Origin of the sequence: Streptococcus mitis (assembly GCF_001579045.1) — a bacterium.
GTDB classification, from domain to species: Bacteria; Bacillota; Bacilli; order Lactobacillales; family Streptococcaceae; genus Streptococcus; species Streptococcus mitis_D.
The window spans coordinates 543,520-561,628 of the sequence record NZ_KQ970261.1 but is presented as its reverse complement, the minus strand read 5'-3'; the positions used below and the strand labels follow the sequence as shown (position 1 = coordinate 561,628).

The 18,109-nt window shown below is 40.0% G+C and carries 16 protein-coding genes; 8 read left to right on the top strand and 8 right to left on the bottom strand.

Annotated features, from left to right (window positions below; all coding sequences use genetic code 11):
- Positions 1-297: 297 nt before the first annotated feature.
- Positions 298-1,770, top strand: coding sequence for a peptide MFS transporter (locus tag SMIDD28_RS02535; RefSeq protein WP_061424460.1), 1,473 nt, complete (start codon positions 298-300; stop codon positions 1,768-1,770).
- 371 nt (positions 1,771-2,141) lie between these two features.
- Here the strand turns inward: SMIDD28_RS02535 and SMIDD28_RS02530 are convergent, their stop codons facing one another.
- Genes SMIDD28_RS02530 through SMIDD28_RS02505 form a run of 6 tightly spaced genes read right to left on the bottom strand, consistent with a single transcriptional unit; the run spans position 2,142 to position 4,558 of the window.
- Positions 2,142-2,618, bottom strand: coding sequence for a glutathione peroxidase (locus tag SMIDD28_RS02530; RefSeq protein WP_061424459.1), 477 nt, complete (start codon positions 2,616-2,618; stop codon positions 2,142-2,144).
- Positions 2,615-3,193, bottom strand: a complete 579-nt coding sequence (locus SMIDD28_RS02525) for a DUF3278 domain-containing protein (protein WP_061424457.1) — start codon at positions 3,191-3,193, stop codon at positions 2,615-2,617. The genes SMIDD28_RS02530 and SMIDD28_RS02525 overlap by 4 nt, the downstream gene beginning before the upstream one ends.
- 26 nt (positions 3,194-3,219) lie before the next feature.
- The gene (locus SMIDD28_RS02520; RefSeq protein WP_061424456.1) at positions 3,220-3,543 is read right to left on the bottom strand and encodes a hypothetical protein; all 324 of its coding nucleotides are present in this window, start codon (positions 3,541-3,543) and stop codon (positions 3,220-3,222) included.
- 9 nt (positions 3,544-3,552) lie between these two features.
- Complete coding sequence (locus SMIDD28_RS02515) at positions 3,553-3,795, bottom strand: hypothetical protein (RefSeq protein ID WP_000711746.1); 243 nt, start codon at positions 3,793-3,795, stop codon at positions 3,553-3,555.
- 10 nt (positions 3,796-3,805) lie between these two features.
- Positions 3,806-4,348, bottom strand: a complete 543-nt coding sequence (locus tag SMIDD28_RS02510) for a DUF3278 domain-containing protein (RefSeq protein WP_061424454.1) — start codon at positions 4,346-4,348, stop codon at positions 3,806-3,808.
- Between the two features lie 15 nt (positions 4,349-4,363).
- Positions 4,364-4,558, bottom strand: a complete 195-nt coding sequence (locus tag SMIDD28_RS02505) for a helix-turn-helix transcriptional regulator (RefSeq protein WP_001082472.1) — start codon at positions 4,556-4,558, stop codon at positions 4,364-4,366.
- A 166-nt stretch (positions 4,559-4,724) separates the two neighbouring features.
- On the opposite strand from SMIDD28_RS02505, the gene rsmH reads away from it, so the two are divergent.
- The 5 genes from rsmH (at position 4,725) to SMIDD28_RS02480 (ending at position 11,688) form a co-directional block, all read left to right on the top strand.
- Positions 4,725-5,675, top strand: a complete 951-nt coding sequence (rsmH, locus tag SMIDD28_RS02500; protein WP_061424453.1) for a 16S rRNA (cytosine(1402)-N(4))-methyltransferase RsmH — start codon at positions 4,725-4,727, stop codon at positions 5,673-5,675.
- Between the two features lie 11 nt (positions 5,676-5,686).
- The gene (gene ftsL, locus SMIDD28_RS02495) at positions 5,687-6,004 is read left to right on the top strand and encodes a cell division protein FtsL (RefSeq protein WP_000840840.1); all 318 of its coding nucleotides are present in this window, start codon (positions 5,687-5,689) and stop codon (positions 6,002-6,004) included.
- Between the two features lie 3 nt (positions 6,005-6,007).
- A complete protein-coding gene (gene pbp2X, locus SMIDD28_RS02490; RefSeq protein ID WP_061424451.1) occupies positions 6,008-8,260 on the top strand; it encodes a penicillin-binding protein PBP2X in 2,253 nt (750 codons plus the stop codon).
- Position 8,261: 1 nt separating this feature from the next.
- The gene (gene mraY / locus SMIDD28_RS02485) at positions 8,262-9,242 is read left to right on the top strand and encodes a phospho-N-acetylmuramoyl-pentapeptide-transferase (protein ID WP_050075762.1); all 981 of its coding nucleotides are present in this window, start codon (positions 8,262-8,264) and stop codon (positions 9,240-9,242) included.
- A 340-nt stretch (positions 9,243-9,582) separates the two neighbouring features.
- Positions 9,583-11,688, top strand: a complete 2,106-nt coding sequence (locus tag SMIDD28_RS02480) for an ATP-dependent Clp protease ATP-binding subunit (protein WP_061424450.1) — start codon at positions 9,583-9,585, stop codon at positions 11,686-11,688.
- A 165-nt stretch (positions 11,689-11,853) separates the two neighbouring features.
- Here SMIDD28_RS02480 and SMIDD28_RS02475 read toward each other — a convergent pair whose 3' ends face one another.
- Both SMIDD28_RS02475 and SMIDD28_RS02470 read right to left on the bottom strand, forming a co-directional pair.
- A complete protein-coding gene (locus tag SMIDD28_RS02475) occupies positions 11,854-12,336 on the bottom strand; it encodes an S-ribosylhomocysteine lyase (protein ID WP_000032547.1) in 483 nt (160 codons plus the stop codon).
- 94 nt (positions 12,337-12,430) lie between these two features.
- On the bottom strand, positions 12,431-13,915 hold the full coding sequence (locus SMIDD28_RS02470) for a DUF1846 domain-containing protein (RefSeq protein WP_061424448.1): 1,485 nt from the start codon (positions 13,913-13,915) through the stop codon (positions 12,431-12,433).
- A gap of 152 nt (positions 13,916-14,067) precedes the next feature.
- On the opposite strand from SMIDD28_RS02470, the gene SMIDD28_RS02465 reads away from it, so the two are divergent.
- Together SMIDD28_RS02465 and SMIDD28_RS02460 are read left to right on the top strand one after the other, a co-directional pair.
- Complete coding sequence (locus SMIDD28_RS02465) at positions 14,068-15,678, top strand: glycoside hydrolase family 13 protein (protein ID WP_061424446.1); 1,611 nt, start codon at positions 14,068-14,070, stop codon at positions 15,676-15,678.
- Between the two features lie 274 nt (positions 15,679-15,952).
- Positions 15,953-17,920 (top strand): peptide ABC transporter substrate-binding protein, encoded by a 1,968-nt coding sequence (locus tag SMIDD28_RS02460; RefSeq protein ID WP_061424444.1) that lies wholly within the window; start codon positions 15,953-15,955, stop codon positions 17,918-17,920.
- Positions 17,921-18,109: the final 189 nt, after the last annotated feature.

The window sequence follows — 18,109 nt, the reverse complement described above, 5'->3', positions numbered from 1 at the left end:
ATTACAAGTTTGGCATAGGGATTTTTTTGTTTATTGAAGAGGAAAGGATAAGATAAGTATGTTTCAAGGTTTGAAACATTTTTAAACTAAACAAGAGCAAATTTTTAAAGGTGATTTTTCAAAGTAACTTTCGCTTGCCTGACCGAAGTGGAAGTTAGTCTGAAATGGAGTTTTATGATGGAATTAAGTATGAGACGTGTGATTTTTTCAGAAATTTTCTAAAAGAAACAGGATTTGTTTGACATTTATTTGAAAATTCTGTAAAATGAATTATTATATCGTTAAAGGAGAATATATATGGAAAAACAGAAAACATTTTTTGGACATCCTATTGGCTTATCCACCCTCTTCTTCACAGAGATGTGGGAGCGCTTTTCTTACTATGGGATGCGAGCTATCCTACTTTACTACATGTACTATAGTGTGCAAGATGGTGGGTTGGGGATGGATAAGACCACGGCTGCATCGATTATGGCGATTTATGGCTCGCTGGTATTTTTGTCCGCGGTTATCGGTGGTTTTGTCAGTGACCGTATTTTAGGAAGCCGTAAGACCGTCTTTTACGGTGGGATTCTGATTATGCTAGGGCATATTGCTTTGGCAACACCTTTTGGACAAGTGGCTCTCTATCTTTCTATTGCCTTGATTATCTTAGGAACTGGATTTTTAAAACCCAATATCTCAGATATGGTTGGAGGAATCTATGAGAAAGAGGATGATAGGCGGGATGCAGGTTTTAGTATCTTTGTCTTTGGTATTAACTTAGGTGCCTTCGTTGCCCCTTATCTAGTGGGTTATCTAGGTCAGGAAGTCAATTTCCATCTAGGTTTCTCATTAGCTGCCGTTGGGATGTTCTTTGGTCTGGTGAAGTATGTTTTAGATGGGAAGAAATACCTGCCTGAATCAAGTCTTTACCCTACTGATCCACTTTCACAGAAGGACCAGCAGACCTTGATTAAACGCTTGCTGATTACACTTGTCATAGTTATTCTCGTGGTTATAGGCTTAGTCTTTACTCACCAGTTTAACGTGGATATGATTGTTAATATCTTTACAGTGATTGCGGTAATCATTCCAATCTACTATTTCTTTAAGATTTTATCTAGTCAGAAAATAACTGCTACTGAGAGATCCCGAGTATTTGCCTACATTCCTCTATTTATCGCTGGAGTACTCTTCTGGTCGATTGAGGAGCAGGGTTCTGTTGTTCTCGCTCTATTTGCGGATGATCAAACTCGACTTTACATTAATGTATTTGGGAATCAGATTCATGTCCCATCTAGCTTTTTCCAAAGTATCAATCCACTTTTCATTATGATTTATGTGCCGATTTTTGCGTGGTTGTGGGGGAAAATGGGTAAAAAGCAACCGTCCTCTTCTAAGAAATTTGCTTACGGTTTATTTGCGGCAGGTTTATCTTTCTTGTGGATGATGTTACCAGGGATGTTCTTTGGGACAGATGCTAAGGTCAGTCCTTTCTGGTTGATTATGAGTTGGGCTATTGTGATTGTGGGTGAAATGTTGATTTCGCCGATTGGTCTATCAGTCACTAATAAGCTAGCACCAAAGTCCTTTCAAGCACAAATGATGTCTATCTGGTTCTTGAGCGATGCTGCTGCCCAAGCTATCAATGCTCAAATTGTAAAATTTTATACAAGCGAAACTGAAGTTGCTTACTATGGAATTGTTGGAGGAATTACGATTGTATTCAGTATTATCTTACTCTTCTACGTTCCACGTATTGAAAAACTAATGTCTGGTATCAAATAGAGAAACACTGGAATTTCTGTAGGGATTCTAAAAGTTAGATCAATTATTTATTCAAAGGATTTAGTTCTGTATTGTACAGGGCTAAGTCCTTTTAGTTTGATTAAAACTCACGATGTTTCTGATATTCCTAGTAGACATTTGTTCACTTTTTCTATTTAATACTCAATGAAAATCAAAAATCAAACTAGGAAACTAGCCGCAGGTTTCTCAAAACACTGTTTTGAGGTTGTAGATGAAACTGACGAAATATATATGGCAAGGCAACGTTGACGCGGTTTGAAGAGATTTTCGAAGAGTATAAGTCAAAGCCCATCAAAAAATCTCACTATTCATTAGGATAAAAGAAACCTAATCATAGTGAGATTGTGAAATTATAGTAGGGTTTGTATGGCCTCTTCAATTTGTTTGGGGTCTGTTTTTGAAGCGAAGCGTTCAAAGACCTGTCCATCACGACCGATGAGAAACTTAGCGAAATTCCATTCGATTCGTTTTCCTAGTGGGCCAGATTTCTGGTCTTTCAACCAAACATAGAGGGGATCTGCCTCCTTACCGTTGACCTTGATCTTGGCAAAACGTGGGAAAGTGGTTTGATAATGTAGGCTACAGAAGGCGTTGATTTCCTCTGCGCTACCTGGTGCTTGTCCCATAAACTGATTGCAAGGGAAGTCTAAAATCTCAAAACCTTGTTCTTGATAACGGTCATAGAGTTCTTGGAGAGCTTGATACTGGGGTGTTAAACCACATCCAGTAGCAGTGTTGACAATCAAGAGAACTTTCCCACGATAGGTATTTAGTGGAGTTTCTTGATTGTCTTGGTTCAAGACTGAAAAATCGTATAGTGAAGTCATTGCTTGCTTTTCTCCTTCTGTTTGGTATTTTTAGGAGTTTTTTCCTCCTGTAGGGATAGAAATCCGTAGGTCAGAGTTCCAAAAATGCTACCGATAATCAGGCCATACATTAGGAAAGGACCACTTTTATCGAATTGCATGAGCAACTTCCCGAAATCTGAAAGAGACATCTGCTGAACGAAGACTTTATGAAAGATGAGTAAGGTAAAGAGGCCAATCTGAAGACCGATAAACACAATCCAGCTTCGGAATTTGATTTGGGCTTTGCTGTAGGTTTTGAGGATGATTTCTGACTTGTCATCTTTTTCCAAGTGGAGTTCTTTGACGGCTCTTTGAGTTTTTAAAGTAATGAAAAAAATGAGTCCAGAGTAAACATAGGGCATGGCATAGCGAACGACCTCTATGAAGCGTCCAAATAATAGATAAAACAAGAAGAGAAAGAAGGAAGAATAAACGATTTGGACCATGGAACGGGCACAAGCCTTGTAGATAATTTCTTGTCTGCATTCATCAAAAGGGCCCTGAATGTGAAAGAGATTTCGAAGTAGGCGAGTGGTTAAGTCTTCTTTTTTCATGCTAGTAACCTCCTAAATGAGTGGTTTTACTGACTTTCTTTTACGAATTGATAGAGATAATAAAGATAAGTGATAGAAGAAAGGATAGCGATAGTGAGCAGTAAATAATATTTCCAATTGCTTGAGATGACCATCAATTGTGGTAAAGATAGAATCATAAAGCACAGTGCTAAGTTGAGTATGCGCGTTTTTTGGGAGTCGATCTTTAGATAAGTCAATCCTTTGTTGAGGGCTGGAACAAAGACTGGAAGGAGGACTATATCTCTGATTAAGTTCCCTGAAACGATGATGAAGATGAGCAGAGAACTGAACAAAAGATGATAGGTAAGTAAAGTTAGTAGTGATTTCATAGATACCTCCTAATCCTGGTCTTTTTTAGCTCTTGCGATACGAAGTGAGTCGACAATATGCATCATCACTCCGAAAAAGAAAGCTCCCAGTATAGTTTTAAAAATATGTTTTGTATTTAGAAGAGAAGTGATAAAATTTGGATTTTCACTTGTTAGGGTATCAATGAGTGGAATTATAAAAAATATCACTGTTCCATAAATCGAACCTGCTTTCAGACCAGGATAACGTAACTGTTTCTTTTCTTTTTTCATGAATTTCCTCCTAATCCTCATCTTGATTTTTCTTAGTTTTTGCAATGCGACGGGAGATGAGGAACTGTATGCTCGCTCCGAAGAAGATAGAACCGAGAATGCTTGATACACCATTTCTTATAGTGAGAAGAGACTGAAAATAGTCCTGACCTTCACCTATGAGTATATCGAGAAGAGGAGTTATAAAAAATATCCATAGACCAAAGAACAAACCTGCTTTCAGACCTGGGTAGCGAAGTTGCTTACTTTCTTTCTCACTCAGCATATCTGGATCAATAGCTGTAATCCCTGTTTTCTTCATTTGGTAGGTGACATAGCCAGCAGCGATGAGGGCAATCACTAAAATCAGAGGAGGATAGATTAGAGCCACTTCTTGAGGGTATTTATAGGCCAGAAGGAGTGGAATAAGATTTCCGAAAATCATCAGATAAAAGAGGACGATAAAGACTTGGTTCCCAATACTATCGGCCTCACGCCGTTTGTATTCGTCAAGGGGACCAGAAATACCGTATGTGCGTTTGATCAGTTTTTCAGTGAAGGTTTCTTTTTTCATGAGTTGGCTCCTTTTTTAAAAATCTTCCTCCCAAAAGAGACTGTTGAGGTCAGTTTGGAGGCTACGGGCGAGATTGAGACAGAGTTCCAGAGTTGGGTTGTACTTGTCGTTCTCAATCATATTGATGGTTTGTCTCGAGACACCGATATCCTTGGCTAGTTCGAGCTGGGAAATACCTAGTTCCTTGCGAAATTCTTTCACACGATTCATCTGTTCTCCTTTCTGATTTATGTCGTATATATTTGATTATATTATAGTCTTTTAAACATAAAGTGTCAAGCATATTTGACATATTTCTTAAAGAAATCTTACTTGTTTTTGGCCTATTTGTCTGACTAGTGCAAGCTAGTCAGATTTGTGGTAAAATAGATAAGATATGACAAAAGAATTTCATCATGTAACGGTCTTACTCCACGAAACGATTGATATGCTCGACGTAAAGCCTGACGGTATCTACGTTGATGCGACTTTGGGCGGAGCAGGACATAGCGAATATTTATTAAGTAAATTAAGTGAAAAAGGCCATCTCTATGCCTTTGACCAGGACCAGAATGCCATTGACAACGCGCAAAAACGCTTGGCTCCTTACATTGAAAAGGGAATGGTGACTTTTATCAAGGATAACTTCCGTCATTTACAGGCACGTTTGCGCGAAGCTGGTGTTCAGAAAATTGATGGAATTTGTTATGACTTGGGAGTGTCTAGTCCTCAGCTGGACCAGCGTGAGCGTGGTTTTTCTTATAAAAAGGATGCGCCACTGGATATGCGGATGAATCAGGAAGCTAGTCTGACAGCCTATGAGGTGGTGAACCACTATGACTATCATGACTTGGTTCGTATTTTCTTCAAGTATGGCGAGGATAAATTCTCTAAACAGATCGCGCGTAAGATTGAACAAGCACGTGAAGTGAAGCCAATTGAGACAACAACTGAGTTGGCAGAGATTATCAAGTCTGCTAAGCCTGCCAAGGAACTCAAGAAGAAGGGTCATCCTGCTAAGCAGATTTTCCAAGCTATTCGAATTGAAGTCAATGATGAACTGGGAGCAGCAGATGAATCTATCCAGCAGGCTATGGAGATGTTGGCTCTAGATGGTAGAATTTCAGTGATTACCTTTCATTCCTTAGAAGACCGCTTGACCAAGCAATTGTTCAAGGAAGCTTCAACAGTTGAAGTTCCAAAAGGCTTACCTTTCATCCCGGATGATCTCAAGCCCAAGATGGAATTGGTATCCCGTAAGCCAATCTTGCCAAGTGCAGAAGAATTAGAAGCCAATAACCGCTCGCACTCAGCCAAGTTGCGCGTGGCCAGAAAAATTCACAAGTAAGAGGAAAAAAGATGGCAGAAAGAATGGAAAAAACAGGTCAAATACTACAGATGCAACTTAAACGGTTTTCGCGTGTGGAAAAAGCTTTTTACTTTTCCATTGCTGTAACCACTCTTATTGTAGCAATTAGTATTATTTTTATGCAGACCAAGCTTTTGCAAGTACAGAATGATTTGACAAAAATCAATGCGCAGATAGAGGAAAAGAAGACCGAATTGGACGATGCCAAGCAAGAGGTCAATGAACTATTACGTGCAGAACGTTTGAAAGAAATTGCCAATTCACACGATTTGCAATTAAACAATGAAAATATTCGAATAGCGGAGTAAGATATGAAGTGGACAAAAAGAATAACCCGATTTGCGATTAGAAACCGTAAATCTCCAGCAGAAAACCGTAAAATAGTGGGGAAGTACATCAGCTTGTTAGCTGTCGTACTTTTCGCTGTCTTTTTGGTCAATTTTGCTGTTATTATCGGAAGTGGTAGTAAATTTGGAACGGATCTAGTAAAAGAGGCTAAGAAGGTTCACCAAATAACCCGTACAGTCCCTGCCAAACGTGGGACTATTTATGACCGAAATGGAGTCCCGATTGCTGAGGACGCAACCTCCTATAATGTCTATGCTGTTATTGATAAAAAATACAAATCAGCAACGGGTAAAATTCTTTATGTAGAAGATGCTCAGTTTAATAAGGTAGCAGAGGTCTTCCATAAGTATTTGGATATGGACGAGGCTTATGTTAAAGAACAATTGTCTCAACCGAATCTGACTCAAGTTTCCTTTGGTTCGAAGGGCAATGGGATTACCTATGCCAATATGATGTCTATCAAAAAAGAATTGGAAACTGCAGAGGTCAAGGGGATTGATTTCACAACCAGTCCCAATCGTAGTTACCCAAACGGACAATTTGCTTCTAGCTTTATTGGCTTAGCCCAACTTCATGAAAATGAGGATGGTAGTAAGAGTTTGTTAGGGACTTCTGGTTTGGAGAGTTCTTTAAATACCATTCTTGCTGGGACAGATGGTATTATTACATACGAAAAAGACCGTCTAGGTAATATTGTTCCTGGTACAGAACAAGTCACCCAACAGACCGTAAACGGGAAAGACGTCTATACGACCCTATCTAGTCCTTTGCAGTCCTTTATGGAAAGTCAAATGGATGCCTTCCAAGAAAAACTAAAAGGTAAGTATATGACCGCGACCTTGGTCAGTGCAAAGACCGGTGAAATCCTCGCTACCACCCAACGACCTACCTTTAATGCAGATACTAAAGAAGGAATCACTGAGGACTTTGTTTGGCGTGATATTCTTTATCAAAGTAACTATGAACCAGGATCAGCCATGAAGGTTATGACGTTAGCTTCTTCTATTGATAATAATACCTTCCCAAGTGGAGAATACTTCAATAGCAGTGAATTCAAAATGGCGGATGCGACGACTCGAGATTGGGATGTTAATGAGGGTTTGACTACTGGTGGGATGATGACTTTCTTACAAGGTTTCGCTCACTCCAGTAATGTTGGAATGAGTCTACTTGAACAAAAAATGGGAGATGCTACTTGGTTGGATTATCTAAAACGCTTTAAATTTGGGGTTCCAACTCGCTTTGGCTTGACAGATGAATACGCTGGTCAACTTCCAGCTGATAATATTGTTAGTATTGCTCAAAGCTCATTTGGGCAAGGAATTTCAGTGACACAAACACAAATGCTTCGTGCCTTTACAGCTATTGCTAATGATGGAGTTATGCTGGAGCCAAAATTTATAAGTGCTATTTATGATACTAACAATCAGTCTGTACGTAAGTCACAAAAAGAAATAGTAGGAAATCCTGTTTCCAAAGAGGTAGCAAGCACAACTCGAAATCACATGATCTTAGTTGGGACGGACCCTCTATATGGAACTATGTATAATCACTACACAGGAAAGCCAATTATAACAGTTCCTGGACAAAATGTAGCAGTTAAATCCGGTACGGCTCAAATCGCTGATGAGAAAAATGGAGGATACTTGGTTGGTTCTACCAATTATATTTTCTCAGCTGTGACTATGAATCCTGCTGAAAATCCTGATTTTATCTTGTATGTAACGGTTCAACAGCCTGAGCATTATTCAGGTATCCAGTTGGGAGAATTTGCCACCCCAATCTTGGAGCGGGCTTCAGCTATGAAAGAATCTCTCAATCTTCAATCTCCAGCCAAAAATTTAGATAAAGTTACGACAGAATCTTCTTATGCAATGCCTAGCATCAAGGATATTTCACCTGGTGAGTTGGCGGAAGCCTTACGCCGAAATATTGTGCAACCAATCGTTGTAGGTACTGGAACAAAGATTAAAGAGACTTCTGTAGAAGAAGGGACCAATCTTGCACCAAACCAACAAGTTCTCCTTTTATCGGATAAGGTAGAAGAAATTCCAGACATGTATGGCTGGAAAAAAGAGACTGCTGAGGCCTTTGCTAAATGGTTGGATATTGAACTGGAATTTGAAGGTTCAGGTTCCGTTGTTCAGAAGCAAGATGTTCGGACCAATACAGCTATCAAAAACATTAAAAAAATTAAATTAACTTTAGGAGACTAATATGTTTATTTCTATTAGTGCTGGAATTGTGACATTTTTACTAACTTTAGTAGGAATTCCGGCCTTTATCCAATTTTATAGAAAGGCGCAAATTACAGGCCAGCAGATGCATGAGGATGTTAAACAGCACCAGGCAAAAGCTGGGACTCCTACAATGGGGGGACTTGTTTTCCTCATTGCTGCAGTTGTGGTGAGTTTCCTCGTCGCTCTTTTTTCGAAACAATTGACCAATAATGTTGGTATGATTTTGTTTATTTTGGTCTTGTATGGCTTGGTTGGTTTTTTAGATGACTTTCTCAAGGTCTTCCGAAAGATCAATGAGGGGCTAAACCCCAAACAGAAATTGGCTCTTCAGCTGCTAGGTGGCGTCATTTTCTACCTTTTTTATGAGCGTGGGGGCGATATGCTCTCTGTCTTTGGCTACCAAGTGCATTTAGGGATTTTCTATATTATCTTCGCTCTTTTCTGGCTAGTTGGTTTTTCAAACGCAGTCAACTTGACAGATGGTATTGACGGTCTAGCTAGTATTTCCGTTGTGATTAGCTTGTCTGCCTATGGAGTTATTGCCTATGTGCAAGGTCAGATGGATATCCTTCTAGTGATTCTTGCCATGATTGGTGGTTTGCTTGGTTTCTTCGTCTTTAACCATAAGCCTGCTAAAGTCTTTATGGGGGATGTGGGAAGTTTGGCCCTAGGTGGAATGTTGGCAGCTATCTCTATGGCCCTCCACCAAGAATGGACTCTCTTGATTATCGGAATTGTTTATGTCTTTGAAACAACTTCGGTCATGATGCAAGTCAGTTATTTTAAACTGACAGGTGGTAAACGTATTTTCCGTATGACGCCTGTGCATCATCATTTTGAGCTTGGAGGACTGTCTGGTAAAGGAAATCCTTGGAGTGAGTGGAAGGTTGACTTCTTCTTTTGGGGAGTGGGACTTCTAGCAAGTCTCTTGACACTAGCAATTTTATATTTGATGTAAGAATGGCACCCTGATGTTTCAGGGTGTTTTTGCTGTTTAAAAAATATTGGTCAATTAAAGTCAAATTCCTTGACCTTTTCTGACTAATGTAGTATATTATGAACGTAAGGTAAATGAAAGCCTTACTAGAACATTTATTTAAAGTAAAATAGAAAGAGGTAGGGTCTATGTTTAATCTAGAAATCTTTAGAAGTAAAGATAGTCTACTCCTGCTTGAAAAAGAAAAACCAGAAATAGTACGTAGAGTAGCGATTTAGCTAGTCTAAATTTTTTAAAACAAAGGTCAAAGATAGTCAATATCAGAGGACGCAAATAATTAACAATAAACGAGGTAAAGAATATGAACAACAACTTTAATAATTTTAACAACATGGATGATCTATTTAACCAATTGATGGGTGGTATGCGAGGATACAGTTCTGAAAACCGTCGCTACTTAATTAATGGACGTGAAGTCACACCTGAGGAATTTGCTCATTATCGTGCAACGGGTCAATTTCCAGGAAATGCAGAAACTGATGGACAAATGCAACAACAGGCTTCAAGTATGAAACAAGACGGTGTCCTTGCTAAACTAGGTCGAAACTTGACTGCAGAAGCGCGTGAGGGCAAGTTGGATCCTGTTATCGGACGAAACAAGGAAATTCAAGAAACGTCTGAAATTCTCTCACGCCGTACCAAGAATAATCCTGTTTTGGTCGGGGATGCAGGTGTTGGTAAGACAGCCGTTGTCGAAGGCTTGGCACAAGCCATTGTGAACGGCGATGTTCCAGCTGCTATTAAGAATAAGGAAATTATTTCCATTGATATCTCAGGTCTTGAGGCTGGTACTCAATACCGTGGTAGTTTTGAAGAAAACGTTCAAAACCTAGTCAATGAAGTGAAAGAAGCAGGGAATATTATTCTCTTCTTTGATGAAATTCACCAAATCCTCGGTGCAGGTAGCACTGGTGGAGACAGTGGTTCTAAAGGGCTTGCAGACATTCTTAAGCCAGCTCTCTCTCGTGGAGAATTGACAGTGATTGGGGCAACGACTCAAGATGAATACCGTAACACCATCTTGAAGAATGCAGCTCTTGCTCGTCGTTTCAACGAAGTCAAGGTCAATGCTCCTTCAGCAGAGGATACATATAAAATTCTTCAAGGAATTCGTGACCTCTATCAGCAACACCACAATGTCATCTTGCCAGACGAAGTTTTGAAAGCAGCGGTGGATTATTCTGTTCAGTATATTCCTCAACGTAGCTTGCCAGATAAGGCTATCGACCTTGTAGATGTAACGGCAGCTCACTTGGCAGCTCAGCATCCAGTAACAGATGTTCATGCTGTTGAACGTGAAATTGAGGTAGAAAAAGACAAGCAAGAAAAAGCTGTTGAGTCAGAAGATTTTGAAGCAGCTCTAAACTATAAAACACGCATCGCAGAATTGGAAAAGAAAATCGAAAACCATACAGAAGATATGAAGGTAACTGCAAGTATCAACGATGTGGCTGAATCTGTAGAACGAATGACCGGTATTCCAGTGTCACAAATGGGAGCGTCAGACATCGAACGTTTGAAAGATATGGCTCATCGTCTGCAAGATAAGGTAATCGGTCAAGATAAGGCAGTTGAAGCTGTAGCCCGTGCCATCCGTCGTAACCGTGCTGGTTTTGATGAAGGTAATCGCCCAATCGGTAGCTTCCTCTTTGTAGGTCCAACTGGGGTTGGTAAGACAGAACTTGCTAAGCAATTGGCGCTAGATATGTTTGGAACCAAGGAAGCCATTATCCGTTTGGATATGTCTGAATACAGTGACCGCACAGCCGTATCTAAATTGATTGGTACAACTGCAGGTTATGTTGGTTACGATGACAACAACAATACCTTGACAGAACGCGTTCGCCGCAATCCATACTCTATCATTCTCTTGGATGAAATTGAAAAGGCTGATCCTCAAGTCATTACCCTTCTCCTCCAAGTTCTAGATGATGGTCGTTTGACAGATGGTCAAGGAAACACAGTAAACTTCAAAAATACTGTCATTATTGCGACCTCAAATGCTGGATTTGGCTATGAAGCCAACTTGACAGAAGATGCGGACAAACCAGAATTGATGGATCGTTTGAAACCCTTCTTCCGTCCAGAATTCCTTAACCGCTTTAACGCAGTTATCGAGTTCTCACACTTGACTAAGGAAGATCTTTCTAAGATTGTGGACTTGATGTTGGCCGAAGTCAACCAAACCTTGGCTAAGAAAGACATTGATTTGGTAGTCAGTCAAGCGGCTAAAGATTATATCACAGAAGAAGGTTATGACGAAGTCATGGGTGTTCGTCCTCTCCGTCGCGTGGTTGAACAAGAAATTCGTGATAAGGTGACAGACTTCCATTTGGATCACCTAGATGCCAAACACCTGGAAGCAGATATGGAAGATGGCATTTTAGTCATTCGTGAAAAAGCTTAATACTCTTCGAAAATCAAATTCAAACCACGTCAGCTTCGCCTTGCCGTACTCAAGTACTGTCTGTGGCTAGCTTCCTAGTTTGCTTTTTGATTTTCATTGAGTATAAGCCAAGATTTTGAGAATAAAAAGAAGGAGCCAGCTGAAAAAAACTGGTTCCTTTTGTATTTAAATCACATGACGCTCAAAGGCATCATCTGAAATCCCTTGTTCCAAGATGAGTTTCGCCCATTCTTTAGCAGAGAAGAGGCTGTGGTCCTTATAGTTTCCGCAAGATTCGATGGTTGTTCCAGGGACGTCTTCCCAAGTAGTAGTCTCAGCGATTTCCTTGAGCGAATCCTTGATAACAGCTGCAATCTCGGCGCTGGTATGGCGCCCCCACATAATCATGTGGAAGCCTGTGCGACAACCAAATGGTGAGCAGTCAATCATGCCGTCAATGCGGGTACGGATGAGTTTGGCTAAGAGGTGCTCAATAGTGTGCAGGCCAGCGGTAGGGATAGAGTCTTCGTTTGGTTGCACCAAGCGAATATCATAATTGGAGATGATGTCTCCCTTTGGTCCAGTTTCTTCCCCAATCAAGCGAACATAGGGGGCTTTAACAATGGTGTGGTCAAGTTCAAAACTTTCAACAATAACTTCTTTTGACATGGTAAATCCTTTCAGTTTTCTAATTTCATTATAACATAAAGCTGGCTCCTGAGACAGAGAGAAAACCTCTCCGAGAGTGGAGAGGTTGAAATCTTTATTTACGATACAAGCGGTCGTATTGGTAGTAAGGATCAAAGGTTACGTTGATACCTAGTTTACGAAGGACATTCTTGTCTTCATCGGTTAAGATGATGGTTGAGTGGGCTTCGCTTCCTTTGAGGTTGCCAAGTTCTTCCATAGCACGAGCAGCATCAGGATTTTCTGTAGCTGTGATAGCAAGTGCAATCAGGATTTCATTTGAATGAAGGCGTGGATTGCGGCTACCGAGATGATCGATTTTAAGACCTTGGATTGGTTTAACAACTTCAGGTTCGATTAGTTTTACTTCTTTAGCGATGTCAGCTGATTTCTTGATGGCGTTGATAAGAGCAGCTGCTGTAGGACCAAAGAGTTCTGAGTTCTTACCAGTGACAATTTCTCCGCTTGGCAATTCAAGGGCTAGGGCTGGTCCGCCAGTTTCTTCTGCTTTTTGACGCGCAACGACAGCAACCTTACGGTCTGCAGGTGTGATGCCGAGGTCGTTCATGAGCAACTCAATTTTCTTGACAGCTGCTTCGCCAACTTTTTCGGCTTTAAAATCAAGAACAGTTTGATAGTAACGGCGGATGATTTCTTGTTTAGAAGCTTCGACAGCAGCTTCATCATCTGTAACAGCGAAACCAACCATGTTGACACCCATATCTGTCGGAGAAGCGTATGGAGATTTACCAAGGATACGTTCTAACATGCGCTTGAGCACTGGGAAAATCTCGATATCACGGTTATAGTTGACAGTAGTTTCTCCATAGGTTTGGAGATGGAAGGGGTCAATCATGTTGACATCATCAAGGTCTGCTGTAGCAGCCTCGTAGGCCAAATTGACTGGGTGATGAAGGGGAAGATTCCAAACTGGGAAGGTTTCAAATTTAGCGTAGCCAGACTTGATGCCATTGATCTGGTCGTGGTACATATTGGACATACAAGTTGCTAATTTTCCAGAACCAGGTCCAGGAGCGGTTACGACGATCAAGTTGCGACTAGTTTTGATGTAGTCATTTTTCCCCATGCCTTCTGGAGAAATGATGTGATCCATATCTGTTGGATATCCTTTGATTGGATAATGAAGATAAGAATCAATTCCGTTTTTCTCTAACTGATTGCGGAAAGCATCTGCAGCTGGTTGACCAGCGTACTGTGTGATGACTACCGAGCCAACAAAAATCCCTAATTCATTGAATTTATCAATCAAACGAAGAACTTCTTGGTCATAAGAAATGCCCAAGTCACCACGTGCTTTGGAATGTTCGATGTTGCTAGCGTTAATGGCAATCACAACCTCGACTTGCTCTTTTAATTCTTGCAAGAGCTTGATTTTGTTGTCAGGCTCATAACCAGGAAGAACACGAGCGGCGTGGAAATCTTCTAACATTTTGCCACCAAACTCCAAGTAGAGCTTGCCGTCAAATTGGTTAATGCGCTCCAAAATGTGGTCGCGCTGTAGATTCAAATATTGTTCAGAACTAAAAGCTTGTTTTTTCATTTTTTTACCTCTGACCTCTATTATAATAAAAAATTGGAAGTTAGGAAACTATGGAGTCAAAAAAGAAATCAAAAAGATTAGGCAAACGCTTGCACAAAATTCTGAAAAGCGCTATCATAGATTGTAGATTATTAAAATAATGAGGTAAGAAGATGCAAGAAAAATGGTGGCACAATGCCGTAGTCTATCAAGTTTATCCTAAGAGCTTTATGGATAGCAACGGAGATGGAATTGGCGACTTGCCAGGTATTACCAATAAGTTAGACTATCTCGCCAAGTTAGGGATTACAGCGATTTGGCTTTCTCCCGTTTATGATAGTCCTATGGATGATAATGGATATGATATTGCTGATTATCAAGCGATTGCAGCTATTTTCGGAACCATGGAGGACATGGACCAACTAATTGCGGAAGCTAAGAAGCGTGATATTCGTATCATCATGGACTTGGTGGTCAATCATACCTCAGATGAACATGCTTGGTTTGTCGAGGCCTGTGAAAATCCCGACAGCCCTGAACGTGACTACTATATTTGGCGGGATGAACCCAATGATTTGGATTCTATCTTTAGTGGTTCTGCTTGGGAATACGATGAAAAGTCGGGTCAGTACTATCTCCACTTTTTCAGCAAGAAACAGCCTGATCTCAACTGGGAAAATGAAAAACTTCGCCAGAAAGTTTATGAGATGATGAACTTCTGGATTGATAAAGGTATTGGTGGTTTCCGCATGGATGTTATTGACATGATTGGGAAAATTCCTTACGAGAAAGTAGTTAATAATGGTCCTATGCTCCATCCCTATCTCAAGGAGATGAATCAGGCGACCTTTGGAGATAAGAATCTCTTAACAGTAGGGGAAACATGGGGAGCAACGCCAGCGATTGCCAAGCTCTACTCAGATCCAAAGGGACAAGAATTGTCTATGGTCTTCCAGTTTGAACATATCGGTCTTCAGTATCAGGAAGGTCAGCCTAAATGGCACTATCAAAAAGAACTGAATATTGCTAAGTTAAAAGAGATTTTCGATAAATGGCAGACAGAGTTAGGAGTTGAAGATGGCTGGAATTCGCTCTTCTGGAACAATCATGACCTTCCTCGTATCGTCTCAATCTGGGGAAATGACCAAGAATACCGCGAAAAATCTGCCAAAGCCTTTGCAATCTTACTTCATCTCATGAGAGGAACACCTTATATCTACCAAGGTGAGGAGATTGGGATGACCAACTATCCCTTTGAAACGCTGGATCAAGTAGAAGATATTGAATCTCTTAACTATGCGCGTGAAGCTCTTGAAAAAGGTGTTCCGATGGAAGAAATCATGGACAGTATCCGTGTCATTGGACGTGACAATGCCCGTACCCCTATGCAATGGGATGAGAGCAAAAACGCTGGTTTCTCAACAGGTCAACCTTGGTTAGCAGTGAATCCAAACTATCAAGCAATCAACGTTCAAGAAGCACTGGCAAATCCAGATTCTATTTTCTATACTTATCAGAAACTGGTTCAAATCCGTAAGGAGAATAGCTGGCTGATTCGAGCTGACTTTGAACTCTTGGAAACAACTGACAAGGTCTTCGCCTATATCCGTAAAGATGGCGACCGTCGTTTCCTAGTTGTGGCTAACTTGTCCAATGAAGAGCAAGACTTGACAGTAGAAGGAAATGTCAAATCTGTCTTGATTGAAAACACCCTAGCTCAAGAAGTCTTTGAAAAACAAATCTTAGCTCCATGGGATGCTTTCTGTGTGGAATTGACTGACTAAAATGAGAGAGATTGGGCAAAAACTCGACTTCAGGAGAAAATGAAGTAAATCTTCCCACAATAAAACGCATAGTACCAAGGTTTTCATTGTACTGACTTGATATTATGCGTTTTTTGTTTTAAAGACTTTTTTCCCAGCCTCTTTTTGCTAAAAGTTGTGTAAAAACTCTTTTAAAAACATTTGTTAGAATTTTCTAACAAATTCTACAAGAAGTCTTGCATTTATAAAAAAATAGGGTATAATAGTGAAAATACTATTTTGAAGGAGATTATTTATGCAATCGAAAAAGTGGCTCATAGGAGCAGGAGTGACCTTGAGCACAGCCATTCTTTTAACAGCTTGTGGGAAAAGTGAAAAGAATGCAGATGCTCCCAAAACATTCTCTTATGTTTATGCAGTTGATCCATCATCCTTGGATTATAGCCTTACAAGTAAAAGTTCAACTTCTGACGTAATAGGTAATGTCGTCGACGGTCTTTTAGAGAATGATAAATATGGGAATCTCATTCCTTCTCTAGCAGAGGATTGGTCAGTTTCTAAAGATGGCTTGACTTATACCTACAAACTTCGTAAAGGTGTGAAGTGGTATACTTCTGAAGGAGAGGAGTATGCGGAAGTTAAGGCTCAGGATTTTGTTACCGGTCTGAAACATGCAGCAGATGGTAAGTCAGATGGTCTTTCTTTGATTGAGAAATCCATCAAAGGATTGGAGGCTTATGTTAGTGGTGAGACAAACGACTTCTCAACTGTAGGTGTGAAGGCTCTTGATGATTATACGGTAGAATATACCCTTAATAACCCGGAAAGTTTTTGGAACTCTAAAGTAACCACAGCAACCATGCTTCCTGTAAATGAAGAATTTTTGAATGCAACAGGTAAGGATTACGGAGCGCCAACTCCATCAAGTATTCTTTACAATGGCCCATATTTTTTGAAATCTTTGATTTCTAAATCTGTGATTGAATATGAAAAAAATCCTAACTATTGGGATAAGGAAAATGTCAAAATTGATAATGTTAAATTGACATTCTATGATGGTTCAGATCAAGAATCCTTAATTCGTAGCTTTACACAAGGTGCCTATACCACTGCACGTCTTTTTCCAGCAAGCTCAAACTTTGAGTCAACTAAGAAAGAGTACGGAGATAAGATTGTCTATAGTCCACAAGAGGCAACAAGCTACTACCTCACTGTGAACGTAAACCGCCAGTCTTACAATAAAACAGCTAAAACAGATGAGTCACAAAAGACATCAACAAAAGAAGCTCTTCTCAATAAGAACTTCCGTCAGGCTCTTAATTTTGCATTTAATCGCCACGCCTATACAGCTCAATTAAACGGTGAAGAGGGTGCGGATAAGATTATTCGTAATAGTCTAGTGCCAGATAATTATGTTCAAGTAGCTGGGAAGACCTTCGGACAGTTGGCACAGGATGAACTACTGAAATATGGAGAACAGTGGAAAGATGTGACTCTCACAGATGGTAAGGATACAATTTACAATCCAACAAAGGCTAAATCTGCATTTGAAAAAGCGAAGTCAGAATTGCAAGCTAAGGGAGTGAGTTTCCCGATTCATTTGGATGTGCCTGTTGAGCAAACTGATGTAGTTGCGGTTCAACAAACCAATTCGCTAAAACAATCAATTGAAGAAACGCTTGGAACGGAGAATGTCATTATAGATGTTCTTCAAATGACAGATAATGAGAAGGAAAGTATTACTTCTCAAGCTAAAGTTCCAACCCAAAAAGATTATGATTTGAACGGAACAGGTTGGGGACCAGATTACCAAGATCCAGCAACTTATCTCAATATTTTAGATGCTAAGAAGGGTTCTGCCTTGAAACATCTAGGTATAACAAAGGGCAAGGATCCTGAAGTTGTGGCGAAAGTTGGCTTGGATGAATACAAGAAGCTCTTGGATGATGCGGCTTCTGAGACAAGTAATCTTGATAAACGATACGAAAAGTATGCCAAAGCACAGGCTTGGGTTACTGATAGTTCACTTCTTATTCCAGTTGCTTCTTCAGGGGGCTCTCCTATGGTTAGTCGTACTGTTCCATTTACCAAAGCTTATTCACAGGTCGGTATTAAGGGGGATCCATTTATTTTTAAAGGAATGGAACTTCAAAATGATATTGTGACAACTAAAGAGTATGATGCGGCCTTCAAAAAGTGGCAAAAGGAAAAACTGGAATCGAATGCTCAGTATCAAAAGGATTTAGAAAAGCACATAAAATAATGTGAATGAGAATCTTGCTTTCGTTAGGTTATCAGTTAATTCATTGATATTTAAATGATAAATCGCATAAAAACAAGGGAAGACTGTATGAAAGGCAGAAATCCTTTGTTTTTTTATAACCAAGATTTATAAACTTTCATTCTAGAAATTCAATTAACTTTACAAATTCCCACTATTTTGGTAAAATAA

What these genes read in the sequence shown, in the direction of transcription:
- SMIDD28_RS02475 (WP_000032547.1), bottom strand. Translation starts at nt 12,336, where the DNA reads ATGTCAAAAGAAGTTATTGTTGAAAGTTTTGAACTTGACCACACCATT.
- SMIDD28_RS02510 (WP_061424454.1), bottom strand. Translation starts at nt 4,348, where the DNA reads ATGAAAAAAGAAACCTTCACTGAAAAACTGATCAAACGCACATACGGT.
- SMIDD28_RS02535 (WP_061424460.1), top strand. Translation starts at nt 298, where the DNA reads ATGGAAAAACAGAAAACATTTTTTGGACATCCTATTGGCTTATCCACC.
- mraY (WP_050075762.1), top strand. Translation starts at nt 8,262, where the DNA reads ATGTTTATTTCTATTAGTGCTGGAATTGTGACATTTTTACTAACTTTA.
- SMIDD28_RS02520 (WP_061424456.1), bottom strand. Translation starts at nt 3,543, where the DNA reads ATGAAATCACTACTAACTTTACTTACCTATCATCTTTTGTTCAGTTCT.
- SMIDD28_RS02480 (WP_061424450.1), top strand. Translation starts at nt 9,583, where the DNA reads ATGAACAACAACTTTAATAATTTTAACAACATGGATGATCTATTTAAC.
- SMIDD28_RS02460 (WP_061424444.1), top strand. Translation starts at nt 15,953, where the DNA reads ATGCAATCGAAAAAGTGGCTCATAGGAGCAGGAGTGACCTTGAGCACA.
- SMIDD28_RS02470 (WP_061424448.1), bottom strand. Translation starts at nt 13,915, where the DNA reads ATGAAAAAACAAGCTTTTAGTTCTGAACAATATTTGAATCTACAGCGC.
- pbp2X (WP_061424451.1), top strand. Translation starts at nt 6,008, where the DNA reads ATGAAGTGGACAAAAAGAATAACCCGATTTGCGATTAGAAACCGTAAA.
- rsmH (WP_061424453.1), top strand. Translation starts at nt 4,725, where the DNA reads ATGACAAAAGAATTTCATCATGTAACGGTCTTACTCCACGAAACGATT.
- ftsL (WP_000840840.1), top strand. Translation starts at nt 5,687, where the DNA reads ATGGCAGAAAGAATGGAAAAAACAGGTCAAATACTACAGATGCAACTT.
- SMIDD28_RS02515 (WP_000711746.1), bottom strand. Translation starts at nt 3,795, where the DNA reads ATGAAAAAAGAAAAGAAACAGTTACGTTATCCTGGTCTGAAAGCAGGT.
- SMIDD28_RS02465 (WP_061424446.1), top strand. Translation starts at nt 14,068, where the DNA reads ATGCAAGAAAAATGGTGGCACAATGCCGTAGTCTATCAAGTTTATCCT.
- SMIDD28_RS02525 (WP_061424457.1), bottom strand. Translation starts at nt 3,193, where the DNA reads ATGAAAAAAGAAGACTTAACCACTCGCCTACTTCGAAATCTCTTTCAC.
- SMIDD28_RS02530 (WP_061424459.1), bottom strand. Translation starts at nt 2,618, where the DNA reads ATGACTTCACTATACGATTTTTCAGTCTTGAACCAAGACAATCAAGAA.
- SMIDD28_RS02505 (WP_001082472.1), bottom strand. Translation starts at nt 4,558, where the DNA reads ATGAATCGTGTGAAAGAATTTCGCAAGGAACTAGGTATTTCCCAGCTC.